At 72.4% G+C, this 23,727-nt stretch carries 24 protein-coding genes; 14 read left to right on the top strand and 10 right to left on the bottom strand.

Features of this window, described 5'->3' with window-relative positions; genetic code table 11:
* Positions 1-3: 3 nt before the first annotated feature.
* Positions 4-996, bottom strand: a complete 993-nt coding sequence (locus tag CCN39_RS07750; protein WP_086839801.1) for an AraC family transcriptional regulator — start codon at positions 994-996, stop codon at positions 4-6.
* A gap of 30 nt (positions 997-1,026) precedes the next feature.
* Complete coding sequence (locus CCN39_RS07745) at positions 1,027-1,761, bottom strand: SDR family oxidoreductase (protein ID WP_086839799.1); 735 nt, start codon at positions 1,759-1,761, stop codon at positions 1,027-1,029.
* Positions 1,762-1,795: 34 nt separating this feature from the next.
* Between CCN39_RS07745 and CCN39_RS07740 the strand changes: the two genes are divergently transcribed.
* Positions 1,796-2,425, top strand: coding sequence for a class I SAM-dependent methyltransferase (locus CCN39_RS07740; RefSeq protein ID WP_086839797.1), 630 nt, complete (start codon positions 1,796-1,798; stop codon positions 2,423-2,425).
* 46 nt (positions 2,426-2,471) lie between these two features.
* Here the strand turns inward: CCN39_RS07740 and CCN39_RS07735 are convergent, their stop codons facing one another.
* Positions 2,472-4,385: a S8 family peptidase gene (locus tag CCN39_RS07735; RefSeq protein ID WP_086839796.1), complete on the bottom strand. Its 1,914-nt coding sequence runs from the start codon at positions 4,383-4,385 to the stop codon at positions 2,472-2,474.
* 136 nt (positions 4,386-4,521) lie between these two features.
* Positions 4,522-5,418, bottom strand: a complete 897-nt coding sequence (locus CCN39_RS07730) for an NADP-dependent oxidoreductase (RefSeq protein ID WP_086839794.1) — start codon at positions 5,416-5,418, stop codon at positions 4,522-4,524.
* A gap of 81 nt (positions 5,419-5,499) precedes the next feature.
* On the opposite strand from CCN39_RS07730, the gene CCN39_RS07725 reads away from it, so the two are divergent.
* On the top strand, positions 5,500-5,946 hold the full coding sequence (locus CCN39_RS07725) for a GNAT family N-acetyltransferase (protein ID WP_086839792.1): 447 nt from the start codon (positions 5,500-5,502) through the stop codon (positions 5,944-5,946).
* On the opposite strand, the gene lpdA is transcribed toward CCN39_RS07725, so the two are convergent.
* The 4 genes from lpdA to CCN39_RS07705 form a co-directional block, all read right to left on the bottom strand.
* A complete protein-coding gene (gene lpdA, locus CCN39_RS07720) occupies positions 5,936-7,327 on the bottom strand; it encodes a dihydrolipoyl dehydrogenase (protein WP_086839790.1) in 1,392 nt (463 codons plus the stop codon). The genes CCN39_RS07725 and lpdA overlap by 11 nt on opposite strands.
* Before the next feature lie 48 nt (positions 7,328-7,375).
* Entirely contained in the window at positions 7,376-8,239 is an 864-nt protein-coding gene (locus CCN39_RS07715; RefSeq protein ID WP_086839788.1) for an alpha/beta fold hydrolase, read from the bottom strand.
* Positions 8,240-8,270: 31 nt separating this feature from the next.
* Entirely contained in the window at positions 8,271-9,032 is a 762-nt protein-coding gene (locus CCN39_RS07710; RefSeq protein ID WP_434781094.1) for a lysophospholipid acyltransferase family protein, read from the bottom strand.
* A 77-nt stretch (positions 9,033-9,109) separates the two neighbouring features.
* Complete coding sequence (locus CCN39_RS07705) at positions 9,110-9,514, bottom strand: nitroreductase family deazaflavin-dependent oxidoreductase (protein ID WP_086839784.1); 405 nt, start codon at positions 9,512-9,514, stop codon at positions 9,110-9,112.
* 217 nt (positions 9,515-9,731) lie between these two features.
* On the opposite strand from CCN39_RS07705, the gene CCN39_RS07700 reads away from it, so the two are divergent.
* The 6 genes from CCN39_RS07700 (at position 9,732) to CCN39_RS07675 (ending at position 15,558) form a co-directional block, all read left to right on the top strand.
* The gene (locus CCN39_RS07700; RefSeq protein WP_086839782.1) at positions 9,732-10,772 is read left to right on the top strand and encodes a LacI family DNA-binding transcriptional regulator; all 1,041 of its coding nucleotides are present in this window, start codon (positions 9,732-9,734) and stop codon (positions 10,770-10,772) included.
* A gap of 82 nt (positions 10,773-10,854) precedes the next feature.
* The gene (locus tag CCN39_RS07695; RefSeq protein ID WP_086839779.1) at positions 10,855-11,988 is read left to right on the top strand and encodes a DUF993 family protein; all 1,134 of its coding nucleotides are present in this window, start codon (positions 10,855-10,857) and stop codon (positions 11,986-11,988) included.
* Positions 11,988-12,800, top strand: coding sequence for a sugar phosphate isomerase/epimerase family protein (locus CCN39_RS07690; RefSeq protein ID WP_086839777.1), 813 nt, complete (start codon positions 11,988-11,990; stop codon positions 12,798-12,800). The genes CCN39_RS07695 and CCN39_RS07690 overlap by 1 nt, the downstream gene beginning before the upstream one ends.
* Before the next feature lie 51 nt (positions 12,801-12,851).
* On the top strand, positions 12,852-13,514 hold the full coding sequence (locus CCN39_RS07685) for an IclR family transcriptional regulator (RefSeq protein ID WP_086839774.1): 663 nt from the start codon (positions 12,852-12,854) through the stop codon (positions 13,512-13,514).
* Positions 13,515-13,561: 47 nt separating this feature from the next.
* Positions 13,562-14,272: a response regulator transcription factor gene (locus CCN39_RS07680; protein WP_086839773.1), complete on the top strand. Its 711-nt coding sequence runs from the start codon at positions 13,562-13,564 to the stop codon at positions 14,270-14,272.
* Positions 14,273-14,274: 2 nt separating this feature from the next.
* The gene (locus CCN39_RS07675; RefSeq protein WP_086839771.1) at positions 14,275-15,558 is read left to right on the top strand and encodes a sensor histidine kinase; all 1,284 of its coding nucleotides are present in this window, start codon (positions 14,275-14,277) and stop codon (positions 15,556-15,558) included.
* Between the two features lie 118 nt (positions 15,559-15,676).
* Here the strand turns inward: CCN39_RS07675 and CCN39_RS07670 are convergent, their stop codons facing one another.
* Complete coding sequence (locus CCN39_RS07670) at positions 15,677-16,498, bottom strand: SCO6745 family protein (protein WP_434781093.1); 822 nt, start codon at positions 16,496-16,498, stop codon at positions 15,677-15,679.
* Between the two features lie 219 nt (positions 16,499-16,717).
* On the opposite strand from CCN39_RS07670, the gene CCN39_RS07665 reads away from it, so the two are divergent.
* From CCN39_RS07665 to CCN39_RS07650, 4 genes are all read left to right on the top strand, one after another.
* Positions 16,718-18,109: an amino acid permease gene (locus tag CCN39_RS07665; RefSeq protein WP_086839767.1), complete on the top strand. Its 1,392-nt coding sequence runs from the start codon at positions 16,718-16,720 to the stop codon at positions 18,107-18,109.
* The gene (locus CCN39_RS07660) at positions 18,106-18,849 is read left to right on the top strand and encodes a carbon-nitrogen hydrolase family protein (protein WP_086839765.1); all 744 of its coding nucleotides are present in this window, start codon (positions 18,106-18,108) and stop codon (positions 18,847-18,849) included. Before CCN39_RS07665 ends, CCN39_RS07660 begins: the two co-directional genes overlap by 4 nt.
* Positions 18,846-20,537, top strand: coding sequence for a flavin monoamine oxidase family protein (locus CCN39_RS07655; protein WP_086839763.1), 1,692 nt, complete (start codon positions 18,846-18,848; stop codon positions 20,535-20,537). The genes CCN39_RS07660 and CCN39_RS07655 overlap by 4 nt, the downstream gene beginning before the upstream one ends.
* Positions 20,538-20,627: 90 nt before the next feature.
* Positions 20,628-21,293 (top strand): TetR/AcrR family transcriptional regulator, encoded by a 666-nt coding sequence (locus CCN39_RS07650; protein WP_086839761.1) that lies wholly within the window; start codon positions 20,628-20,630, stop codon positions 21,291-21,293.
* Between the two features lie 108 nt (positions 21,294-21,401).
* Here CCN39_RS07650 and CCN39_RS07645 read toward each other — a convergent pair whose 3' ends face one another.
* On the bottom strand, positions 21,402-22,133 hold the full coding sequence (locus tag CCN39_RS07645) for a TetR/AcrR family transcriptional regulator (RefSeq protein ID WP_086839759.1): 732 nt from the start codon (positions 22,131-22,133) through the stop codon (positions 21,402-21,404).
* A gap of 67 nt (positions 22,134-22,200) precedes the next feature.
* Here CCN39_RS07645 and CCN39_RS07640 point away from each other — a divergent pair, with 67 nt between their 5' ends.
* Together CCN39_RS07640 and CCN39_RS07635 are read left to right on the top strand one after the other, a co-directional pair.
* A complete protein-coding gene (locus CCN39_RS07640) occupies positions 22,201-23,070 on the top strand; it encodes an alpha/beta fold hydrolase (protein WP_086839755.1) in 870 nt (289 codons plus the stop codon).
* An 84-nt stretch (positions 23,071-23,154) separates the two neighbouring features.
* Positions 23,155-23,613, top strand: a complete 459-nt coding sequence (locus CCN39_RS07635) for a hypothetical protein (protein WP_086839753.1) — start codon at positions 23,155-23,157, stop codon at positions 23,611-23,613.
* Positions 23,614-23,727 lie beyond the last annotated feature (114 nt).

Raw genomic sequence — 23,727 nt, 5'->3', positions numbered from 1 at the left:
GCTCTATCCGTTATCCGCCGAACGGTCCGCGGATTCCGGATTGCCGGAACGGCCCGGATCGGCGGTGCGGGACGGCAGCTGCCCGTACGCCTCGCGGTAGTACGCGGCGAACCGGCTCAGGTGGGTGAAGCCCCAGCGGGTCGCGACCTCGGCGACCGTCCCCGACGCGGAACCGTCGGCGATGCGCAGCAGGTCCTGGTGCACCCGGTCCAGCCGGACGCGCCGCAGGTAGGCCACCGGGGTGGTGCCGAAGTCGATGCGGAAGCGTTCCTGGAGGGTGCGGGGGCTGACCCGCGCCGCCGCGGCCATGTCCGCGATCGACACCGGCTCGCCCGCGTGTTCCTCGCAGTACGCCATGGCCCGCCGCACGGTGCGCGGCAGCGCCGGATGGGCGTAGGCGGGCAGGGCGGCGAAGTGGTCGTGCGGCTGGATGTCGACCAGGCCGTGCACGAGGACCTGTTCGAAGTGGGCGGCGGCCAGCGGTGACCGGGCCGCCAGCGGTGACGCGGCGAACTCGGCGAAGGCCCGCGCGGTCCGCAGCCAAGCGGCCACCGCCGGATCGCCGTCCGCGAGGGCGGGGGTGAACCGCAGGGCGCCGGCGGGCGGCTCGCCGGTCTGCTCGGCGACGGCGCCGTCCACCGCCGACTGCGGCAGGAACAGGATCAGGGTGTCCGACCTCGCCGGCAGGGACATGCCCAGGGTCATCCCCGGTCCGGCGATCGAGCACGACGCGGCGACCTCGCGGCCCGCCACCCGCACCGAACTCTCACCGGCCAGCGGGAGGTGGACGTTGTAGAAGTCGGGCAGTTCGCCGGCCGCGACCTCGACCGGGAGACCCCACCCCAGCTCGTAGAGCGCCAGCCCCTGCCGGTGCAGGCGGCGGAAGCGGCCGGGCGCGGGGTCCCCCTTGCCGACGCGCAGGCAGTGGGGCGAGAACTCCCGGGTCACCACCTCGTCCAGCTCTTCGACGTCGGTTCCCTCGAACAGCATCTGCATCTCGTCTCCCCCCGGAGTGCAGCCGGCGCGCTAGCCGCGGCCGATGAACGGCATGGTCGTCGCGGTGACGGTGAGGAACTGGACGTTGGCGTCGAGCGGCAGCCCGGCCATGTACCGCACGGCGTCGGCGACGTGCCGGACGTCGAAGGTCGGCTCGGCGACGACCCGGCCGTCGGCCTGCGGGATGCCGGCGGCCATCCGCTCGGTCATTTCGGTGGCGGCGTTGCCGATGTCGATCTGCCCGCAGGCGACGTCCCAGGCCCGGCCGTCCAGCGAGATCGACCGGGTCAGCCCGGTGACGGCGTGCTTCGTGGCGGTGTAGGCGACACTGGCGGGCCGCGGCGCGTGGGCGGAGATCGAGCCGTTGTTGACGATCCGGCCGCCGCGGGGGTCCTGGTCCTTCATGAGCCGCACGGCTTGCCGCGCGCAGAGGAACATCCCGGTGAGGTTGACGTCGACGGTCCGCTTCCAGTCCTCGACGGACAGATCGGCGACGGTGCCGCCCGCGGAGATCCCGGCGTTGTTGAAGAGCAGGTCGAGCCGTCCCCACCGGTCGCGCACGGCGGCGAAGAGCGCCTCGACGGCTTGCTCGTCGGAAACGTCGGAGGGCACGACGAGGGCGTTCTCGAAGCCCGCTGCGGTTTCCTCGAGAGCGGAAGCGCGCCGTCCGGCGAGAGCGACCTGGTAGCCGTCGTCGAGCAGGGCGCGCGCCACGGCCCGCCCGATCCCCGAACCCGCTCCGGTCACCACCGCGGTCTTCGCCATTGCGCCTCCTCGATCGCCTGCTCACACTGCCCGCATGGGACTTCGCGAAAGCTTCCAGGCGGGGCTCGCCCGGCAACTCGGCCACCCTAGCGGCCTGCGCGGCCGGCTCGTGGGCGCGATGCTCAACCGCCGCAACCGCGATCCGGTCACCGCGGCCGTCGCGGCGCTCGGGCTCGAAGGTGGCGAAACCGCCCTCGACATCGGGTTCGGGGGCGGCCTGGGGCTGGCGCTGCTGCTGCGGAGCGCCGGCCCGGTCCACGGCGCCGAGATCTCCACGACGATGCTCGAGCGGGCCCGCCGCACCTTCCGGCGCGAGATCGCCGCGAACCGGCTGCACCTGCACAAGGGGCCGATCACCGCACTGCCGCTCGAAACCGGCTCGGTCGACGCCGCCGTCACCACGAACACCGTCTACTTCGTCGACGACCTCGACGGTGCGTTCGCCGAGGTGGCGCGCGTGCTGAAGCCGGGCGGCCGGTTCGTGCTCGGCCTCGGCGACCCGGAGCTCATGAGCCGGGCACCGCTGTTCACCGAGCACGGCTTCCGCATCCGCCCGCTGGCCGACGTCGAAGCCGCGCTCGCCCGAGCCGGGCTGGAAGTGCGCGACCACCGGCGGCTCAGCTCCGGTGAGTTCGTCTTCCACCTGCTCGTGTCCGGGAAATGACGAGCGGGGCCCGGCTCGCGCCGGACCCCGCTCGGACAGAACCGCCTTACTTCGCCGCCACCCCCAGCGCGGCCAGGGCCGGGCCGGCCATGATCACGCCGTTGCCGGTGACCGTGTCGAAGCCGGGCGTGCCCAGGTCGATCGACGAGGACACCAGGGCCGTGCGGATCTGGGCCGGGGTGGCCGTCGGCTTGCCCGACAGGAGCAGGGCCGCGATGGCCGCCGCGTGCGGGGCCGCCGCCGACGTCCCGAAGAACGGCTGGAAGCCCGTCACCGAGGTGGCGACACCGTCGGCCGCGGTGATGTCCGGCTTGCTGCGGACCGTGCCGCCGGTCGAGGACACGTTGCCCGGGGTGATCGCCGTGCCGTCGGCGTTGTAGAACAGGCGGCGCTTGCCGTCGGAGGAGAAGCGCTCCCACTTGCTCGACGCCGTGTACAGGCCGGGGTACGGGCCGGCCGGGTTCGCCGGGTCACCGGTCTCCAGCGGACGGGTGAACGCGCCCGCGGCCGGGGCCGCCGCCACGCTGAACGCGTTGACCGCGGCCGAGTGGCCGTTCGTGACACCGTTGGTGCTGAACGCCTTGAGCGAACCCGAAGCCACGAACCGGCCGCGGATGACGTTCAGCGCGATGAAGCGGTCGGCGCCGCTGTACTTGACCACGGCCACCTTGTAGCCGGAGCCGGTGGTGGGCACGGACGCGATCTCGTACGGGTTCTGCGCGCCGGACTGCCCGTTCTCGCTGGAGGCCACGACGCTGCCCGACGAGTTCAGGATGAACAGGTCGTAGTCGTTGGCGGACTTGCCCCACGGGTCGGACCAGAACAGCGTCACCGGGCGGCCGAGCGAGCCCGCCGAAAGCGCGTCGAAGTTCTGCGTGGTGCTGCTCGGGTCGAAGTCGTGCGGGGTGCCGGTGACGCCGCTGATCTTCGACGCCGAGGCCCGGAAGTCGCCCTCGTAGTAGCCGCTGGTGCCGTCGGTCGCGTTGCCCGAGTTGCCGGCCGAGGAGAAGTAGAGCGCGCCGGCCGCGGTCACGTCGTTGACCGCCTGCGCGACCTGCGTGTCCTGGAACGGTGATTCGTCGAAGTAGGAGACGTCGTCGACGATGATCTGGCAGTTGCCGGTGGAGCGCAGCGCGCGGATGTTCGCGGCGAAGCTGGCTTCGCTGGTGAACGCGGTCGCGAAGCCGAGGGTCGCGTTCGGCGCGAGGTCGTGGATGATCTCGAGCATCGCGGTGCCCTCGTCGCCACTGCCCTTCTGGCCGGACAGCACGTCCACCGCGGGCAGCTCGCCGGCGGCCTGCGACTTCGCCAGGGAGTCGACGCCGTCGGAGAGCACGCAGACCTTCACGCCGGAGCCGCTGACACCGTAGGTGGTGCGGGCGGTGTCGGCGCCGTGCGCCTTGTCGCCTTCGGACACCTGCGTCGCGGCGGCGGCCTGCGCGGCAGCGTTTCGACTGGCCTGGCGGAAGTCGCGGTTGCCCGGCTCGCTCCAGGTGGTGGCCTGCGCGGCCGGCTTCACCTCGGCGACGTCGGCCCGGCCGGCGATCGCGTCCAGCGCGGACAGCGGCAGGTCGGCGCGGACGGCGCCGTCCGGCGAGACGTACCGGACCGCGCCGCCCGCCGCCTTGACGGCGTTCGCGACGGCCTTGCCCTGCGCGGCGATGTCGACCGAGACGGTGCCGGCGTTGCTGACACCGACGCCGGAGCGGTATTCGGGCAGCTTCGCGGCCAGTGACCGGTCGGCCCGCAACCGCTTCTCGACGACCAGCTGGCTCGATTGCTTGCGTTCCGCGGGGGTCAGGCTCTTCTTGATGCTCTGCAGCGCGTTGATGCCCGCTTCGGTCCGCGCGGCCGCCGCGTCCACCGTGGACGGCTGCGCCGCCGAGACCCCCGTCGTCAGCAGCAACGCGCCGACCGTCAGCGGAACCGCGTGCGCGGCGACCCGGCTGAATCTCACCATCGATGTCTCCCTGTGGTACTCGGCCACTCGACCGAATGACACCCGACTGGGTGTAATGGGGAGAATCTAAGTAGTGACCGGGCCGGATTCCAGCGACCAAAGTCGGGAACACCCACAGGTCCACATACTGGAACGATCAAAAGAACGTGAGAACTATTTTTCCGCGGCCGTGCCCGGTCTCGATTTCGCGATGAGCGGCGGCTGCCTCGGGGTACGGATAGGCCCGGCGCACGGTGAAGCGCAGGTCGCCCTTGGCGTAGAGCGCGGCCAGCTCGGCGAGCCGCGCGGCCGAGCGCCCGGACTTCGAGACGAGCACGCCGAGATCCGCGGCCCGGCCGTGGTCGACGAGGGTGAGGATCCGGTTCCGCGCTCTCACCAGTTCGAGTGAGACGTCCAGCGCTGCTCCGCCGGCCCCGTCGAGCACGACGTCGATGCCCTGTGGCGCGGCGGCTTCGATGCGGCCTTTCAGTCCTTCGCCGTAGACGACCGGGGTCGCACCGAGCTCGCGCAGGTAGTCCTGGTTGGCCTCGCTCGCGGTGCCGACCACCCGGGCGCCCCGCAGTTTCGCGAGCTGCACGGCGGCGGTGCCGACCGATCCGGCGGCGCCGTGGACGAGCAGCGTCTCCCCTTCGCGCAGGTTCAGCGCCTCCAGGGCGATCGATGCGGTCTGCGTCCCGGCGGTGAACCCACCGGCCACTTCCCACGGCATGTCCGGCGGCTTCGGCGTGACATCGGTGGCGGGAACGACGATGTACTCGGCGGCGGCCTGCACGGCGGTGAAGCCGAGAACTTCGGTACCGGCCTCGAGTTCGCCCTCGTCGACGACGCCGGCGAACTCGTTCCCGGGCACGCGCGGCCAGGACAAGGTGAGACCGGGCGGTTCCCACCCGGCCCGCACGGCGGCGTCGTACGGCTGCACCCCGGCGGCCTTGACCCGCACGCGGACCTCCCCCGGCCCGGCGTGGGGTTCCGGCAGGTCGAGGACGCGGAGCACTTCGGGCCCGCCGAATTCGGTGAACGCTACGGCTTTCATGGCCCCAGCCTGATCCTTCAAGTGCACTGGAGGTCAAGCGCCGGCCGGAAACTGTCGGTGCCCTGCCGTACGGTCCGCGGCATGGCCGAAATCGAGATCCGCCGCGCCACGCCGGACCAGGCACCCGCCCTGACCGCCCTGATGCACGCGTCCTCGGCGTACCAAGGCGAATACGCGTCCATCTTGGACGGTTACGCCATCACGCCCGGGTACGTCGAAGCCAATCCGACCTTCACCGCCATCGGTGACGGCGAAATCCTCGGCTTCTACGCGCTCCTGGAAGCGGAGCTCGACATGCTCTTCGTCGCCGACAGCGCCCAGGGGCGCGGCATCGGCAGCCGGCTGATCGCGCACATGCTCGCCGAGGCCCGCGGGCGGGGGCTCGGCAGCGTGCGCGTCGTTTCGCACCCGCCCGCGCTGGCCTTCTACGTGCGGATGGGGGCGCGGCGCACCGGCACGATCCCCGCCAGACCGCCGAAGGTGGGCTGGGACCGGCCGGAGCTCCGCTTCGACGTCCCTACATGTTGATCATGTGCCCGGCGAGGCCGTGGATCGCTTCCTTCACCGCTTCGCCCAGCGTCGGGTGGGCGTGGACGTTGCGCGCCACCTCGTGCACCGTCAGGTCCCACTGCTGGGCCAGCGTCAGCTCCGGCAGCAGCTCCGTCACGTCGGGGCCGATCAGGTGCCCGCCGATCAGCTCGCCGTACTTCGCGTCGCTGATCAGCTTGACGAACCCGGCCGCGTCGCCCAGGCCGTGGGCCTTGCCGTTGGCCGTGAACGGGAACTTCGCCACCTGGACGTCGTAGCCCTTCTCGCGGGCCTGCTCCTCCGTCCAGCCGAAGCTGGCGATCTGGGGCTGGCAGTACGTCGCCCGCGGGATCATCGGGAAGTCGAGCTCCATCGTCTCGGCGCCCGCGATCGTCTCCGCCGCCACCACGCCCATCGACTCCGACGCGTGCGCCAGCATCAGCTTCGCCGTCACGTCGCCGATCGCGAAGATGTGGTCGACGTTCGTGCGGCCGCGGCCGTCCACGGCGATCGCGCCGCGGTCGGTCAGGGCCACGCCCGTCTTGTCCAGGCCGTAGCCCTCGACGCGCGGCTGGAAGCCGATCGCCTGCAGGACCTTGTCGGCCTCGAGGACCTGTTGCCCGTTCTTCTCGGAGGACACCGTCACCCGCACGGACGGGCCCGAGTCGTCGATCGACTCGACACGGGTCGACGTCAGCACCTTGATGCCGAGCTTGCGGTACCGGCGCGCCAGCTCCGCCGACACCTCGGCGTCCTCCAGGGGCACCATCCGGTCGAGGAATTCGACGATCGTGACGTCGACGCCGTAGTTGTGCAGCACGTAGGCGAACTCGACGCCGATCGCGCCCGCGCCCGCGATCACGATGCTCGACGGCAGCTCGCTCGAGAGGATCTGCTCCTCGTACGTGACGACGCGCTCGCTGCGCGAAGTCCCGGGCAGCAGCCGCGTGGTCGCCCCGGTCGCGATGACGCAGTGGCCGAACGTGATCCGCTCGCCGTTGACCTCGAGGGTGTGGTCGTCGACGAAGGTGCCGTGCCCGTCGAACTCGGTGATCTTGTTCTTCTTCATCAGGAAGTGCACGCCCTTGACGCGCCCTTCGGCGACCTTCCGGCTCCGCTCGTACGCGGCCGTGTAGTCGACCTTGATCGGGCTGTCGGAGGAGATGCCGAACGCCTTCGCCTCCTGCGTGACGACGTGCGCCAGCTCGGCGTTGCGCAGCAGCGCCTTCGACGGGATGCACCCGACGTTCAGGCAGACGCCACCCCAGTACTTCTCCTCGACCACGGCGGCGCTCAGCCCCAGCTGGGACGCGCGGATCGCCGCGACGTAGCCGCCCACCCCGGCCCCCAGCACGACGACATCGAAGTGTTGTGCACTCATGCCTCGAAAGTACCCTTCGGGGCGCTGTCCAGCGGCGTGACCCGGACCTCACGCGGCGATCAGCTCACGCAGCGCGGCGACCACCTCCTCCGGCCGTTCCTCGGGCAGGAAATGCCCGCAGTCCAGCACGTGCGTCCGCAGCTCGGGCGCCCACGAGGCCCACACCGCGGCCGGGTCGAAGGGCAGCTCGGCAACCGGACGCTGCCACAGGGCGGCCACCGGCATCGAGAGCCGCCGCCCGGCCGCGCGGTCGGCCGCGTCGTGCTCCGCGTCCACCGTCGCGCTCGCCCGGTAGTCCGCGCACACCGCCGCGATCGCCTCCGGCGTCGAGGCCGCCGCCAGGTACGCCGCCCGGACCTCCGGCGGGATCGCCGCCGGGTCGCGCACCCAGCCGTCCAGGAAGTGCCCGAAGAACTCCGACGGCGCCGCGCCCAGCATCCGCTCCGGCAGCGGCGGCGGGTGCGCGAGCAGGAACAGGTGGAACGCGAACACCCCGTCGGTGCCCGTGAGCGACTCCCACAGGTCCACGGCCGGGATGACGTCGAGCACCGCCAGGTGACTGACCGCCGCGGGGTGGTCGAGCGCCGCCCGGAACGCCACCAGCGCGCCCCGGTCGTGCCCCGCCAGCGCGAACCGTTCGTGCCCCAGCGCGCGGGCCAGCTCGACGACGTCCGCGGCCAGCCGCCGCTTCGAGTAGTCGCCCGGTGGTTTGTCGCTGCCGCCGTAGCCGCGCAGGTCGGGGCAGATCACCCGGTGGTCGCGCGCCAGCCGCACCGCCACCTCGCGCCAGGCGAGGTGCGTCTGCGGAAAGCCGTGCAGCAGCACCACCGGCGGCCCGGCGCCGCCCTGCGCGACGCCGAGGCGCACGCCCCCGACCGGCACCCGCTCGTAGGAAAACCCGGAAATCGTCATGCCGGCAGGCTCTCACCCACCACCGACAGTTTCAGGCGGCGACCGACGGCCGCTCGCCCCGGATCGATGCCAGCAGCTCGGTGATCGCGGCCATGATCCGGGCCGTCGCCTCCTCGAGCACCTCGCGCGTCAGCTCGCGCCCGACGAGGTCCGACAGGTCGACCGGCGGCCCGGCGACCAGCTCGACGGTCTTGCGCGGCACCGCGTGCGGGATTTTCGCCGTCGGCGGCAGCAGGTGGTGGGTCCCCCAGTTGGCCACCGGGATCACCGGCGCCCCGGTCTCCAGCGCCGCCCGCACGACGCCGGTCTTGCCGCGCATCGGCCAGCCGTCCGGGTCGTTCGAGAACGTGCCCTCCGGGAAGATCGCGACGCATTCGCCCGCGCGCACGGACGCCACCAGGTCGCGGTAGGCCTCCGCGGCCGTCGCCGCGCCGCGGTAGACCGGGATGTGGCGTCCCGAGCGCATCACGCGGCCGACCACGGGCAGCTTCCAGAGCGAGGCCTTCGCCAGGTAGCGCGGCACGCGGCCGGCGGCGAGGCAGAACGCCGTGAGCGTCGTCGGGTCGGCGAACGACAGGTGGTTCGACGCCACCAGCACGCCGCCGGTGCGGGGGATGTGCCGCGAGCCCCGCACCCGGAACCGGGTGGACTGGACCAGGAACTGCCAGACCACCTCGATGGCGAAGCTGTACCAGGCGCCACGGCCGGCGCGGGCGAAGCGCCGGCCGTAGGCGATCATCTGGCGTCGGGTGAGCAACTCACCTTCGGTGTCCAGGGCGGTCCAGCGGTCCATGGGTGTCATTCGTAGCCCACGACCGGCCGGATCGGCCCCCGCCCGCGCCGAACGCGGCGCAGATCACAGCAGAAACTTCAGAGCCGCTCGAGCACCACGACGGGGATCTCGCGATCGGTCTTCTTGGCGTACTCGTTGTAGTCCGGCCAGACGGCAGCCAGCTTCTCCCAGAGCTTCGCGCGCTCCTCGCCGGACGTCGTGCGGGCGCGGGCCTTGAACTTGTCCCCCTTGATCTGGACGCCGACCTCGGGGTGCTCGACGAGGTTGAAGTACCAGCCGGGGTGGTTCGGCGCGCCGCCCTTGGAGGCCACGATCACCGCGTTGCCGTCGACTTCCTGGTAGATCAGGGCGAACTTGCGCTCCTGTCCGGTCTTGCGGCCCGTGGTGGTCAAGACCAGCGTCGGGACGCCCTCCTGCCAGTCGTGGCCGACCTCGCCGTCGGTCTCCTCGTAACGGCGGACGTGCTCGTCACCGAACAGCATGCGTGTGTTCCTTTCGCGGTCGTCGGAAGTGGCGGGCTCACCACTTGAGAGTTCTCCTGGTGTACAACACACCCGCGGCGCCCGATCTTCCCGGCGGTTTTCACTCGTTCGGGGGAGGTCCCCCGAGCAGCGGCTTCTCCGGACGCACCCTCCTCCCAGTAGATTGCACCGACCGAGCACGCCGAGACACTCGACACCGATCTTGGAGGAGCCAGCCATGAAGGCCCGGCCGCACGTGACACTCGAAGACGTGGCACGCAGCGCGAACGTCTCGCTCGCGACGGCATCGCGGGTGCTCAACGGCACCGCCTCCGTCCGCGCCGACCTGCGGGAGCGGGTGTCCGCCGCCGCGGCCGAGCTGGCCTACGCCCCCAACGCGCACGCACAGGCGCTCGCCGGCGGCACGCACCGCACAGTCGGCGTGATCTGCCACGACGTCAGCGACCCGTACTTCGCGGCCATCGCCGGCGGGGTGATGCGGGTGGCGACCGACAACGGGCTGCTCGTCATGCTCGCCGGCACGTTCCGCGACCCGGACCGCGAAGTCGCCTACGTCTCGACGCTGCGGGCGCAGCGGGCCGCGGCCATCCTGCTCATCGGCTCGGCGTTCGAAGACCGGGCGTGGGAACGCGCGATGGCCGCCGAGCTGGAGCCCTACCGGCGGGGCGGCGGCCAGGTCGCGGCGGTCAGCAGGCACCGCGGGCTCAAGATCGACACCGTGCAGCCGGACAACAAGGGCGGTGCCGCGGCGCTGGCGAAGGAACTGGTCGGCCTCGGCCACAAGCGGTTCGCCGTGCTGGCCGGGCCGCGGCGGCTGAGCACCGTGATCGACCGGCTGGCCGGGTTCTCCGGCGAGCTCGCCGCGCACGGCATCGAACTGCGCGAAGACGACGTCGTCGAGGCCGCGTTCAGCCGCGACGGCGGCTACGAGGCGACGAAACGGCTGCTCGCCGGCCGCAAGCGCAAGCTGCCGACCTGCCTGTTCGCCGTCACCGACGTGATGGCCATCGGCGCGCTGACGGCGTTGCGCGAGGAAGGCCTGTCCGTGCCCGGCGACATCTCGGTGGCCGGGTTCGACGACATCCCGGTGGTCCGCGACCTGGCCCCGGCGCTGACCACCGTGCGGCTGCCGCTGGAGGAACTCGGCGAACGCGCGATGGACCTGGCGATCAAGGGCGCCGCGGGTGCGCGGCCGCGGACGGTCCGGCTGTCCGGCGAAGTCGTCCTGCGCGAAAGCACCGGACGGCCCAAGCGCTGACCCCACCGGGCCTTGCCGCGGGCGCGGCACAGGCCCTACCGTGGGTTGAGAAAGCGCTTTCTGACCCTTCCGGAGGTCTTCGATGCTCGTGCTCCCGGCCCCCGGCGGCGAGCTGCTGAACTGGTCGCCGTCCGGGCCACGGCCCCCCGAACCCCCGAAGACGCCGCCGTCGTCGCGCATCGCCTACGCCGCCGCGCACGTGGTCGCGGACGCGCTGGCCGACGAGCCGTACGCCGTGGACTGGGACACGACGCTGGCCTTCCGCGAGCACCTCTGGTCGTCCGGGCTCGGCGTCGCGGAGGCGATGGACACCGCGCAGCGCGGCATGGGCCTCGACTGGGCGACGACGCGGGAGCTGGTCACGCGCACCGGCGCGGTCGCGGCCGGGCGGCGCTGGTGCGCCGGCGTCGGCACCGACCAGCTGCCGCCGGGACCGGCCACCGTGGCGTCCATTGTGGACGCCTGGCGCGAGCAGCTCGCCCTGGTCGCCGGCGCGGGCGCGGTCCCGGTCGTGATGGCCAGCCGCGCGCTGGTCGCGGCGGCGACGGGTCCGGACGACTACCACGCCGCGTACGGGAAGCTGCTGTCCGAGGCGGGCGGGCCGGTCCTGCTGCACTGGCTGGGCGAGCAGTTCGACCCGGCGCTGGCCGGCTACTGGGGCCACGACGACGTCCGCGCCGCCGCCCGCGAGCTGGCGGCGCTGTGCACCGAGCACGCCGCCACGATCACCGGGGTGAAGGTGTCGGTGCTCGACGCCGAGGTCGAGGTCGAATTCCGCCGGGCGCTCCCGGACGGCGTCGCCTGTTACACCGGTGACGACTTCAACTACCCCGAGCTGATCGCCGGGGACGCGGACGGCCACAGCGAAGCCCTGCTCGGCATCTTCGACCCGCTCGCCCCGGTGGCCGCGGCCGCGCTCGCCCGCCTCGACGCCGGCGACCGAGCCGGGTTCCGCGCCCTGCTCGACCCGACCGTGCCGCTGTCCCGCGAGATCTTCCGCGCGCCGACCCGGCACTACAAGACCGGCGTCGTGTTCCTGGCCCACCTCAACGGTCACCAGGACCACTTCCGGATGATCGCCGGGAGCGAGTCCGCGCGCACGATCACGCACCTGGCCACGCTGCTGCGGCTGGCCGACGAGGCCGGCGTGCTGGCCGATCCCGAGCTGGCCGAGGCCCGGATGCGGCCGCTGCTGCAGGTCGCGGGGGTCGGGTGATGGATCCCCGGCTGAGCCTCAACCAGATCACCACGAAGTCCTGGACGCTGCCCGAAGCGGTGGCCGGCTGCGCCGAGGCGGGCGTCGGCTGGATCGGGCTGTGGCGCGACAAGGTCGCCGAGACCGGCGTCGACGAGGCCGCGCGGCTGCTCGAGGAGCACGGTGTGCGGGTTTCGTCGTTGTGCCGCGGTGGGTTCTTCACCGGCGTGACGCCGGAGGGGTCCCCTGTGGACGGTGTCGCGCAGACGCGCGAGGCGATCGACGAAGCCGCGGCGCTCGGCGCCGACGTGCTCGTGCTGGTGGTGGGCGGGATCGCGGGCAACGACCTGGCCGCGTCCCGGCAGCGGGTCGCCGACGCGGTGGGCGTGCTGGCGCCGTACGCCGGGGAGCGCGGGGTCCGGCTGGGCCTGGAGCCGCTGCACCCGATGCAGTGCGCGGAGCGGTCGGTGCTGTCCACTGTGGACCAGGCGCTGGCGATCGCGGTGGAACACCCGGCCGAGCAGGTCGGCGTGATCGTGGACGAGTTCCACGTCTGGTGGGACCCGCGGATCGAGGAGTCGATCGCCGCGGCCGCCGGCCGGATCGCCGGGTTCCACGTCTGCGACGTCCTGGTGCCGCTCCCGGACCCGCTGCTGGGCCGCGCCCTGCCCGGTGACGGCCCGATCGACCACCGCCACCTGCGCGCGGCCGTCGAGGCGGCGGGGTACGCCGGGCCGATCGAGGTCGAGGTGTTCAACGCCGGCCTGTGGGCCCGGCCGGGTGGGGACGTGCTGGCGGAGACCATTACGGCGTTCGAGCGATACGTGGCCTGAACCGGTCCGCCTGACGGTACGCTGCGTCCATCAGGCGGACGGGGGTCGCTCGTGAAGGCAGACGAAGACGGATCGGTCCGGAGTGTGCTCCGCGCGTTCGACCTGCTCGCCCTCTTCACGGAACACCGCCGGATCTGGGCGGTCAAGGACCTCACCACGGCCAGCGGCCTGGCGAAGACGACCGTGCTGCGGCTGGTCGCCACCTGTGAGCAGCGCGGCCTGCTCTGGACGCGGCCGGACGGGCGGATCACCGTCGGGCCGGGGATGCTGCGGTGGGCGCACCTGGCGAACACGGCGTGGCAGCTGCCCGAGCCGGTCCGCCAGGTACTGCGCGAGCTGGCCCGGGAATGCCGGGAAACGGTGAACCTCTACGTGCGCAGCACCTCCGTGCTGGTCTGCGTGGCCCAGCAGGAGGGGCCGCTGGCCATCCGGCACGTCGGCCGCGTCGGCGACGAGCTGCCGCTCGGGTTCGGGGCCGCCGGGCGCGTCCTCGACGGCACCGAGGGCGCCGCGGTCAGCCACGGCGAGCCGGAGGCCGGGGCGTCCAGCGTCGCCGCGCCGGTGCACGACGGCGACGGGCGGCTGCTGGCCGCGCTCGCGATCACCGGGCCCAGCAGCCGGTTCGGGCCCGGTGAAGTCGCCGCGTTCACCGAAGCCCTGGCCGCCGCTTCGGTGCGGATATCGCAGATCGGCCTCGCGACGCGGGCGGAATAGGCCACAGCCGTCCGGAATCCGGGGCGCCGTTGGTTAGGCTTCCCGGCATGCCGAACCTGCTGGTGGTGGAAGACGACGCGGCGATCGGCAGCGTGCTCGAATCGACCCTGCGATTGCACGGTCACCAGGTGTGCTGGCGCCGCGACGGGCGGACCGCCCTGCAGTCCGCCGAAACCGGCGATTTCGACCTCGTGCTGCTCGACCTCGGCCTGCCCGACCTCGACGGCGTCGAGGTCTGCCGTCGGCTGCGGGCCGCCCTGCCGGCCGCGGTGCTCGTCATCCTCACCGCGCGGCAGGAGGAGATGGACGTCGTCGTCGGCCTCGACGCCGGCGCCGACGACTACCTCACCAAGCCGATCCGGCTGGGCGAGCTGCTGGCCAGGGTGCGGGCGCACCTGCGGCGCGGCGCGCCGGCCGGCGCGCGGCCCCCGGTGACCGTCGGCGGGCTGACCGTCGACATCGCCGGCCGCCGCGCCACCCTGGGCGGGCGCGAGGTGGTGCTGCGCGCCAAGGAGTTCGACCTGCTGGCCCGGCTCGCCGAGCAGCCCGGCGTCGCGGTCAGCCGCGAGACGCTGATGTCCGAGGTCTGGGACGCGCACTGGTACGGCTCGACGAAGACGCTGGACGTGCACATCGCGGCGGTGCGCCGCAAGCTGTCGGCGGCCGCCGGGCCCGAGGACGAGGTGCCGCGGATCGCCACCCTGCGCGGGCACGGCTACCGGCTCGAAGACCCGTCCCGGACCGCGGCCGAAGGGTAGCCGTGCGCCGCCGGATCACCTCGCTGACGGTGCTGGCCGCACTCGTCGCCACCCTGCTGTTCGCGCTGCCGCTGGGCTTCGCGGTGTGGCAGTACTACCACGACGACGCGAAGGGCAGCCTGGAGCGGGCCGCGGACGCCGCCGCACTGGCCGTGTCGCACGAGCTGAACGCCGGCCTGACGCCTGACCTGCCGCCGTCCGAGGAGGAGGAAGACGAAGCCGAAGTGGCGATCTACCTCCCGGACGGGCGGCTGCTCGCCGGGAACGGGCCCGCCGTCGCCGGCCCGGTCGAGCGGCAGGCCGCCCAGGCCACGGTGGACGTCGTCATCGGCCGCGAAGGCGACGAAATGGCCCTGGCGGTACCGGTGGTCAGCGGTTCCCGGGTGACGGGGGTGGTCCGCGCCGCGGTGCCGCTGTCCGAGCTGCGGCTGCGGATCATCCTGACCTGGCTCGGCATGGCCGGGCTGGCCGTCGTGACGACCGGGGTGAGCTGGCTGCTGGCCCGGCGGTTCACGAAGCGGCTCGTCCGGCCGCTGGAGGAGCTCGCCGCCACGGCCGGGCGGCTCGGCGACGGCGACTTCAGCGCCCGGTCACCGCGGGCGGGCATCCCCGAGATCGACCAGGTCGGCGAGACGCTGGACGCCACCGCGGCCCGGATCGGCTCGACGCTGGAGCGCGAGCGGGCGTTCTCCGCGGAGGCGTCCCACCAGCTGCGCACGCCGCTGACCGGGCTGCGCCTCCAGCTGGAGGCGGCACTGGAGACCCCGGCGGCGGACCCGTACGCGGCCATCCGCGCCGGCCTCGCGTCCGCCGACCGGCTGGAACGCACCATCGAGGACCTTTTGGCGCTGGGCCGCGAGCGCCGGGCGCCGCGCGCCGAACTGAACCTGGGCGCGATCCTCGAGGAGGTCCGGCAGGCGGGCGAAGCCCTGCTCGGGCCGCAGGGGCGGGAACTGCGGGTCGACCGGCAGGACCCACCCCCAGCCCGCGTGGCGGCCGCGGCGGTCCGGCAGGTGCTCGGCGTCCTGCTGGACAACGCGGTGACGCACGGCCGCGGCACGGTCACGGTCACGGCCCGCGACGCCGGTGACGCGCTGGCGATCGACGTCGCCGACGAAGGCCCGGACCTGGGCGAGACGGACCCGTTCGCGACGACGCCCAGCGGCCACGGCATCGGGCTCCGGCTGGCCCGCGGCCTCGCCGAAGCCGAGGGCGGCCGCCTCCGGCTCAGCCGCCCCGACCCGCCCACGTTCACCCTCCTCCTCCCCGCCGACGCCCCGGCGTGACCGGAGAGTCAACTCACGTGTTTGGAAGGTCGACACGCGTGATGGAGAGGTCGACACGACGGCGGGCCGTGTCGTCCCTTCAATCACGCGTGTCGACCCGCCAATCACGGGTGGGCCGCTACATCGGGAATGTTGCGCGGAAGGGGGCCGAGATCGAGGTGAGGTCGGCGATGAGGCTGTCGAGTTCGGCGGGGGTCAGGGCGGCGTAGGGCGCCTCGGCGAGGCGGTCGGTCAGGGCCTCGACCCGCTCCTTCGTGGCCCGGCCCTCGGCGGTGAGCCAGCCGTCGGGGCCGACGAGGCCGCGGGCGCGCATGCCGTCGATGACCGCGTCCAGCTGCGCCGCCGGGAGGTGCCAGACCCGGCCGAACTTCTCCGCAGGCAGGTCGACGGACAGGGCGTGGAGCACGTGGGCCTCCGTCCCGCCGATGCCCTCGGTCAGCAACGCGGCGATGTGGCCGTCGCCGCGGTGCTCGCGCAGCAGGGTGGCCGCGTGCCAGAGCCGGGCCACCGGTTCCTCCGGCACCGGGAGCGCCCGCAGCGCGGCGAAGAGCGCGCGTCCTTCCACCGGTGCGCTCGTCGCCGCCTTCAGCAGGAGGTCGGCGGCGCGGGCGACACGCGGGTCGTCCGCGAGCTCGCCGAGGATCCGCCGCATCCCCGCGACACAGCCCCGCTCGCGAGCCGCCAGCGCCGCCTCGGGCGTGGTCAGCTCCCAGACCCGCGGGAGGTGCCGGGCCACTTCGCCGGGGGCGAAGTTGTAGAAGATCGCGTGGACGACCTCGGCCGGCACCGACCGGCCCAGCGGCGCGGCGCGGCCGGCGAAGTAGGCGTCCCACACGTTGCGCAGGCCCAGCGCCATCAGGGCCTCGTCCGACTCGTCGGCGAAGTAGGGCACCAGGCCGATCGGCTCGACCAGGTCGTACATGCGGCGGGCGACGGGCATCTTCTTCCCCCTGCGGGTCCGGGCGGCGCCCTCGTGGCGGCCGCTCATCCCCTCCACGAACAGCCCACCCGGGATCCGACAACCCCGGCAGAAGAAAAATCCGCCTCGGAACGAATCACCGTGATTCGACACCTTTGTGCAATGAATCACCTGTGATTCATCTGTACGCGCAACGTTCTCCTGTTTTGCGCTCCGGAAACGACCGTTACCGTCGTCGGCATGACTTTGCGAGCCGCGACGGTGCGGCGGAAACCGGTCGCCGACCTGGTCGCCGAAGGTGATCATGGCACGTTGAAGCGGTCGCTCGGCCTCGGGCAGCTCACCATGCTCAGCATCGGGGCGACGCTGGGCAGCGGCATCTTCGTCGTGCTCGGCGAGGCCGTCCCGGTGGCCGGCCCGGCGGTGGTGCTCTCCTTCGTGCTCGCCGGCGTCACGGCCTTGTTCTCGGCGCTGTCCTACGCCGAGCTCGCCGGGATGATCCCGCTGTCCGGTTCGTCCTACTCCTACACCTACGCCACGCTCGGTGAGCTCGTCGCCTGGGTCTGCGGGTGGTGCCTGGTGCTCGAGTACGGCGTCTCGGTCGCCTCGGTCGCCGTCGGCTGGGGCCAGTACCTCAACGAACTGCTGCGGCTGGCCTTCGGCTTCGCCATCCCGGACGCACTCAGCCAGCCGCCGGGTTCGGGCGGCGTCGTCAACGTGCCCGCCATCCTCGTCGTCGTCCTCGCGATGCTCCTGCTGCTGTCCGGCGCGAAGGAGAGCGCGCGGGCCAACGCGGTCATGGTCGTGGTCAAGATCGCCACGCTGGTGCTGTTCTGCGCGATCGCCTTCAGCGCGGTGCAGGCGAAGAACTTCACGCCGTTCCTGCCGCTGGGCCTGGCCGGGCTGAGCGCCGGCGGCGCCAAGCTCTTCTTCTCCTACATCGGTTTCGACGCGGCCTCGACCGCCGGCGAGGAGGCGAAGAACCCGCAGCGCGACCTGCCGCGGGCGATCCTGCTCTCCCTCGGCATCGTCACCGTCCTGTACTGCCTGGTCGCGGTGGCCGCGGTCGGCGCCCTGCCGTGGCAGCAGTTCGACGGCCAGGAAGCCGCGCTCTCGCACGTGCTCGACGTCGTCTCGGACAACCCGTTCTGGGCCGGTCTGCTGGCGGTGGGCGCGATCGTGGCGATCTCCAGCGTCGTGCTGACCGTCCTCTACGGACAGACGCGCATCCTGTTCGCGATGTCCCGCGACGGCCTCGTCCCGGCCGCCCTGTCCCAAGTGGACGCGAAGAGCGGCTCCCCGCGGACCAACACCCTCGTCGTCTCGGCGTTCGTCGCCATCCTGGCCGCCTTCATCCCGCTCGGGAAGCTCGCCGACGCCACCAGCATCGGCACGCTGTTCGCGTTCGGCCTGGTCAACGTCGCCGTCCTGCTGCTCCGCAAGCGCCAGCCCGACCGCCCGCGGACGTTCCGCGTCCCGCTCTCGCCGGTCACGCCGATCCTCGGCGTGCTCTGCTGCGGCTACATGATGCTCAGCCTGGACGGCGCCACCTGGCTGGTCTTCGGCGCGTGGATGGTGCTGGGCCTGCTGATCTACTTCGGCTACGGGATCCGGAAGTCGAGGCTGGCATGAGGGTCGCCATCCACCAGGGCCCGCTCGGCGACCTGCCCCGGATCGACGCCGACCTCGTCGTCACCGCCGAGATGATCACCACCGGCTACCACATCGGCGCCCGCACGCACGAGCTCGCCGAACCCGCCGACGGGCCCACCGCGGCCCGGATGTCCGCCTTGGCGCGGCAAACGGGCACCGCGCTGGCGTACGGCTACCCGGAAACCGACGGCGAGCACGTCTACAACAGCGTCCAGCTCGTCGACGCGAGCGGACACCGGCTGGCCAACTACCGCAAGACGCACCTCTTCGGCGACCTCGACAAGGCCTGGTTCGCCCCCGGCGACGAGGCCGTGGTGCAGGCCGACCTCGGCGGCGTCCGGGTCGGGCTGCTCATCTGCTACGACGTCGAGTTCCCGGAGCTGGTCCGCGCGCACGCGCTCGCCGGCACCGAACTCCTGGTCGTGCCGACCGCGCTGATGAGCCCCTACGAAATCGTTGCGGACACGCTCGTACCCGCGCGGGCCTACGAAAGCCAGCTGTTCGTCGCCTACGCGAACCGCTGCGACACCGAGCGGGAGCTGACCTACTGCGGGCGCTCCTGCGTCGTGGCCCCGACCGGCGAGGTGCTGGCCCGCGCCGGCGCCGGGCCCGGGGTGATCGCCGCCGACGTCACCCGGGACGCCCTGGCCGCGTCCCGCCTGGAGAACACCCACCTGGCCGACCGACGGCCCGAACTGTACCGAGGAACGACCGCATGACCTCCGCCGTCCCGACCGCGATCCACCACGACGAACCGGCGGGCCGCCCGATCACGATGTTCGGCCCGGACTTCCCGTTCGCCTACGACGACTACCTCGCCCACCCGGCCGGCCTGGGCTCGCTGCCCGCCGAGCGGCACGGCACCGAGGTCGCCGTGATCGGCGGCGGCCTCTCCGGCATCGTCACCGCGTACGAGCTGATGAAGCTGGGCCTGCGGCCGGTGGTGTACGAGATCGCCGAGATCGGCGGCCGGCTGCGGACCGTGCGGTTCCCCGGCTGCCCGGACGACGTCGTCGCCGAGATGGGCGCGATGCGCTTCCCGCCCGCGTCGACCGCCCTGTTCCACTACATCGACAAGGTCGGGCTGGAGACCACGCCGTTCCCGAACCCGCTGGCGCCGGGGACGCCGAGCACGGTCGTGGACCTCAAGGGGGAGAGCCACTACGCGCGCACGCCGGAGGACCTGCCCGCCGTCTTCCGCGAGGTCGCCACGGCCTGGGACCGGACCCTGGCCGAGCACGTCTCCTTCGCCGAGATGCAGACGGCGATCCGCGACCGCGACGCGAAGACGATCAAGCGGCTGTGGAACGACCTGGTCCCGCGGCTGGACAACCAGACGTTCTACGGCTTCCTCTGCGACTCCCCCGCGTTCGCCTCCTTCCGCCACCGCGAGATCTTCGGCCAGGTCGGCTTCGGCACCGGCGGCTGGGACACCGACTTCCCCAACTCCATCCTGGAGATCCTGCGGGTGGTCTACACCGGAGCCGACGACGAGCACCGCAGCATCGTCGGCGGCAGCAGGCAGCTCCCGCTCCGGCTTTGGGAGCACGCCCCGGAAGACACCGCTTTCTGGCCCGCGGGCACCAGCCTGAGCACGCTGCACGGCGGACGCCCGCGGCCCGGCGTCGCGCGGTTGCACCGCACGGCACCCGGCAACATCACCGTCACGGACACCGAGGGACACATCAGGACGTTTCCGGCGGCGGTGTTCACCGCGCAGAGCTGGATGCTGCTGTCGAACATCGAGTGCGACGAAGCGCTGTTCCCGATCGACCACTGGACGGCGATCGAGCGCACGCACTACATGGCGTCGTCGAAGGTGTTCGTGCCGGTCGACCGGCCGTTCTGGCTGGACCGCGACCCGGTGACCGGCCGCCACGCGATGAGCATGACGCTCACCGACCGGATGCCGCGCGGCACGTACCTGCTCGGCGACGACCCGGCGGAGCCCGCGGTGATCTGCCTGTCCTACACGTGGGCCGACGACTCGCTGAAGTGGCTGCCGCTGTCGGTGGGCGAGCGCGTCGAGGTGATGCTCCAGTCGCTGCGCGAGATCTACCCGGGCGTCGACGTCCGGCGGCACATCATCGGTGACCCGGTGACCGTGTCCTGGGAGGCGGAACCGCACTTCATGGGCGCGTTCAAGGCGAACCTGCCCGGGCACTACCGCTACCAGCAGCGGCTGTTCACGCACTTCGTGCAGGACGAGCTGCCGACGCGGTACCGGGGCCTGTTCCTGGCGGGCGACGACATCTCGTGGACGGCGGGCTGGGCCGAGGGCGCGGTGCAGACGGCGCTCAACGCCGTGTGGGGCGTGCTGCACCACTTCGGCGGGGTCACCGATCCGGCGAATCCGGGCCCGGGTGACGGCTTCGCGGACCTCGCCCCGATCACGCTGCCGGACTGACCGTGCCCCGATCGGGTATTGGCGTGGCGGCACATCCGACATCGTGCTGACTACCCTGCCCGGCGCAACGGCCCGTGCGACGATGGGCGGATGAACACCGAGCCGGCGCCGAGATGGCGAAGACTGGAACCGGACGAACGGAAGGAACAGATCTACGCTTGTGCGGCGCGGCTGTTCGGTGAACGTCCCTATTCCGCAGTGTCCACTTCGGACATAGCAGCGGCGGCCGGGGTGGCGCGGGGGCTGATCAACCACTACTTCGGCACGAAACGCGAGCTGTACCTCGAAATCATCCGCCGCGCGCTGACCGTGCCGCGGCTGGCCGTCGAGATCCTCCCCGACGGGCCGCTGGAGCTGCGCGCCGACGTCGCCATCGAGTGGTTCCTCGACATGGTCACCAGCCAGGAGCGGATGTGGCTGGCCGCGATCGCGCCCGAGGGCATCGGCCGCGACCTCGAGGTGGAGCGCATCCTCGAAGAAGCCGACCGCGAATCCGCCGACCGCGTGCTGGAAGCCGTCGGGCTGTCGCGGGAGAGCGACCACGGGCCCGAGCTCAACGCGCTGGTGCGCGCGTTCGGCGGGATGGTGAAGTCGGCGGGGCGGGAGTGGCTCGTGCGCGGCTCGCTGACCCGCGAACAGGTGCACCTGCTGCTGTCGAAGTCGCTGGTGACCCTGGTCGGCGAGATCTTCCCGGCCATCCAGGCGGCGCCGCCGCGCACCGGCCCGCCGTCACCGCGACAGGGCGATTCCGGGTAGACCGAAGCCCCCGGCGCCACGAGGGGGAGGAGGGCGCCAGGGGCTCCGGGTCAGTGGGCGAACCACCGACGCACGCCCACGGTACGCCGAGGCACTGTCAAGTTGCTGTCAGCCCGAGATGTCCGGATTGTGCAGTTCGGCCAGCCGGTGCGCGAGGCCGTCGAGGCATCGCCGGACCGCGTAGTCGTAGAGCTGCGCGTAATAGCCCGAAGCCAGGTCCGGGTCGCCCATCAGGTCGTGCATCGCGGCGCCCAGTTCGGCCATCCCCGGCAGGTCCGCCCGCTCGCGGTAGGTCGCGTACTCCTCGGTGTTGTCGATCCGCAGCGCGAGGGCGCCGTCGCGGTCGTCCTCCATGGCGACGAACTGGCACGCCGTCATGAGCAGCAGGTTGTAGGCCAGCACGCTCTCGCGGCCGAACCCGGCGGCGAGCAGCACGCCGACACCCGCGTCGATGGTGCGCGTGGCCGCTTTGACGGACGGGCCGAACAGCGCCAGCCGCCGCGCGCAGCCGGGGTAGGTCCGCAGCACCGCGCGCAGGCCGGCCAGCAGCTCGGTGAACCACTCCTGCCACGGGAGCTGCTCGTCCGGCAGCTCCAGCAGCCCGACGACCCGGTCGACGACGGCGTTGACCACCGCATCCCGGTCGCCGACGTGGTGGTAGATCACCGCCGGGTAGGCCTCGACCGAGCGTGCGAGTTCCCGCAGCGTCCAGTTGTCCAGGCCGCGCTGGGCGGTGAGCGCGGTGGCCGCGCTGACGATGCAGTCGGACGTCAGCGCCGGCAGTCCCGCCGCGGCCCGTGACCGTGGACGCTGTCCCGTGCCCGAGGATGAGGTCGGCATGGGGCGTAACGGTAACCGCACGGCCGGGCCCGGTGCCAGCTCCGCGCGGGTACGGCAGGATCGGGGTATGGCACGCGCACAGGCCAACGGTCTCGAGCTCGAGTACGACACGTTCGGCGATCCGGCGGCCCCGCCGCTGGTCCTCGTGATGGGCCTGGGCGCCCAGATGATCACCTGGGAGGACGGCTTCTGCGAACTGCTCGCGGGCCGCGGCTTCTTCGTCGTCCGGTACGACAACCGGGACGTGGGGCTCTCCACGTGGCTCGACCACCTGCCGCCGCCGGACCTGGCCGCGCTGGCGGCCGGCGATCTGTCGAGTGCGCCGTACACGTTGTCGGACATGGCCGACGACGCCGTCGGGCTGTTCGACGCGCTCGGCATCGACCGGGCGCACGTCGTCGGGGCGTCGATGGGCGGGATGATCGTGCAGCAGCTGGCGATCGACCACCCGGACCGGCTGCGGTCGATCACGTCGATCATGTCGACCACCGGCGACCGGGGCGTCGGGCAGGCCGAGCCGTGGGCGCTGGCGCTGCTGACCCGCCCGCCGGCGACGACCCGCGAGCAGGCCATCGCCGACAGCGTCGAGGGCTACCGGCGGCTCGGCTCCCCCGGCTACCCGGACGACGAGGCGTTCCTGCTGGCCAAGGCGGCGTTGCACTACGACCGCGCCCGCCACCCGGTGGGCACCCTGCGCCACGCGGCGGCGGTGGTGGCCTCGGGCGACCGCACGGCCCGGCTGCGGGAGGTGCGACTGCCGGCCCTGGTCGTCCACGGCGACGCGGACCCGCTGATCAACGTCAGCGGCGGCAAGGCGACGGCGGAGGCGATCCCGGGCGCGGAGCTGGTGGTGATCCCGGGGATGGGGCACAACCTGCCGCGCGCGGTCTGGCCTTCGCTCGTGGACGCGATCAAGGGCGTGACCCTTGTCGAGTAAATAGCGCGTAAAGATCCCGGCGCCGGGTGTAGGGAATGTGTCCTGGCGCACGCTCGGCCGCACCCTCGCGACTGGACTGGGCGGATGACAGAGGACTTCGGGTTCCCGTTCGGCTGCGTGGCCGCGGTCGCGGCGGTGATCGTGGCGGACCTGGCCGGAGCGACGAGCCACCCCTGGTACGCGCTGGTCACCCTGGGCGCGGTCGTCCTGGCCGCCGCCTCCCGAAGTTCCCCTCCGGCGGCGACCGGGGTGGCGGTGATCTCGTGGGGCCTGCACACGGGCTTCGTCCTCGGCCGGTTCGGCGAGCTCACCTTCGACCCGGGCTCCGGCCTCGCTGCGCTCGTCCTCGCCTCGGCCCTGGCCGCCGGACTCCTCGGCCGCGCCGTGTCGACCCTCGGATCACGCGAGTCGACCTCCCAGACACGCGTGTCGACCTTCGGATCACGCGAGTCGACCTCTCAGACACGCGTGTCGTCCGTTCCGGTACGCGAACCGTCGGTCCGGGTACGCGAGTTCGCCGGCCGGGTGCTCCGGGCCCCGTGATTGGCGGGTCGACTCGCGTGATTGAGCGGTCGACTCGCGTGATTGAGCGGTCGACTCGCGTACTCGCGAGCCGACCCGGCGTGATCAGCGGCGCATCTCGCGTGATTGGGGACG

Origin of the sequence: Amycolatopsis kentuckyensis (assembly GCF_002155975.1) — a bacterium.
GTDB classification, from domain to species: Bacteria; Actinomycetota; Actinomycetes; order Mycobacteriales; family Pseudonocardiaceae; genus Amycolatopsis; species Amycolatopsis kentuckyensis.
This window is presented reverse-complemented; position numbering and strand designations above follow the sequence as displayed.

Coding starts and splice junctions, on each gene's coding strand:
- CCN39_RS07750 (WP_086839801.1), bottom strand. CDS start 996: ATGCAGATGCTGTTCGAGGGAACCGACGTCGAAGAGCTGGACGAGGTG.
- CCN39_RS07745 (WP_086839799.1), bottom strand. CDS start 1,761: ATGGCGAAGACCGCGGTGGTGACCGGAGCGGGTTCGGGGATCGGGCGG.
- CCN39_RS07740 (WP_086839797.1), top strand. CDS start 1,796: ATGGGACTTCGCGAAAGCTTCCAGGCGGGGCTCGCCCGGCAACTCGGC.
- CCN39_RS07735 (WP_086839796.1), bottom strand. CDS start 4,385: ATGGTGAGATTCAGCCGGGTCGCCGCGCACGCGGTTCCGCTGACGGTC.
- CCN39_RS07730 (WP_086839794.1), bottom strand. CDS start 5,418: ATGAAAGCCGTAGCGTTCACCGAATTCGGCGGGCCCGAAGTGCTCCGC.
- CCN39_RS07725 (WP_086839792.1), top strand. CDS start 5,500: ATGGCCGAAATCGAGATCCGCCGCGCCACGCCGGACCAGGCACCCGCC.
- lpdA (WP_086839790.1), bottom strand. CDS start 7,327: ATGAGTGCACAACACTTCGATGTCGTCGTGCTGGGGGCCGGGGTGGGC.
- CCN39_RS07715 (WP_086839788.1), bottom strand. CDS start 8,239: ATGACGATTTCCGGGTTTTCCTACGAGCGGGTGCCGGTCGGGGGCGTG.
- CCN39_RS07710 (WP_434781094.1), bottom strand. CDS start 9,032: ATGGACCGCTGGACCGCCCTGGACACCGAAGGTGAGTTGCTCACCCGA.
- CCN39_RS07705 (WP_086839784.1), bottom strand. CDS start 9,514: ATGCTGTTCGGTGACGAGCACGTCCGCCGTTACGAGGAGACCGACGGC.
- CCN39_RS07700 (WP_086839782.1), top strand. CDS start 9,732: ATGAAGGCCCGGCCGCACGTGACACTCGAAGACGTGGCACGCAGCGCG.
- CCN39_RS07695 (WP_086839779.1), top strand. CDS start 10,855: ATGCTCGTGCTCCCGGCCCCCGGCGGCGAGCTGCTGAACTGGTCGCCG.
- CCN39_RS07690 (WP_086839777.1), top strand. CDS start 11,988: ATGGATCCCCGGCTGAGCCTCAACCAGATCACCACGAAGTCCTGGACG.
- CCN39_RS07680 (WP_086839773.1), top strand. CDS start 13,562: ATGCCGAACCTGCTGGTGGTGGAAGACGACGCGGCGATCGGCAGCGTG.
- CCN39_RS07670 (WP_434781093.1), bottom strand. CDS start 16,498: ATGCCCGTCGCCCGCCGCATGTACGACCTGGTCGAGCCGATCGGCCTG.
- CCN39_RS07665 (WP_086839767.1), top strand. CDS start 16,718: ATGACTTTGCGAGCCGCGACGGTGCGGCGGAAACCGGTCGCCGACCTG.
- CCN39_RS07660 (WP_086839765.1), top strand. CDS start 18,106: ATGAGGGTCGCCATCCACCAGGGCCCGCTCGGCGACCTGCCCCGGATC.
- CCN39_RS07655 (WP_086839763.1), top strand. CDS start 18,846: ATGACCTCCGCCGTCCCGACCGCGATCCACCACGACGAACCGGCGGGC.
- CCN39_RS07650 (WP_086839761.1), top strand. CDS start 20,628: ATGAACACCGAGCCGGCGCCGAGATGGCGAAGACTGGAACCGGACGAA.
- CCN39_RS07645 (WP_086839759.1), bottom strand. CDS start 22,133: ATGCCGACCTCATCCTCGGGCACGGGACAGCGTCCACGGTCACGGGCC.
- CCN39_RS07640 (WP_086839755.1), top strand. CDS start 22,201: ATGGCACGCGCACAGGCCAACGGTCTCGAGCTCGAGTACGACACGTTC.
- CCN39_RS07635 (WP_086839753.1), top strand. CDS start 23,155: ATGACAGAGGACTTCGGGTTCCCGTTCGGCTGCGTGGCCGCGGTCGCG.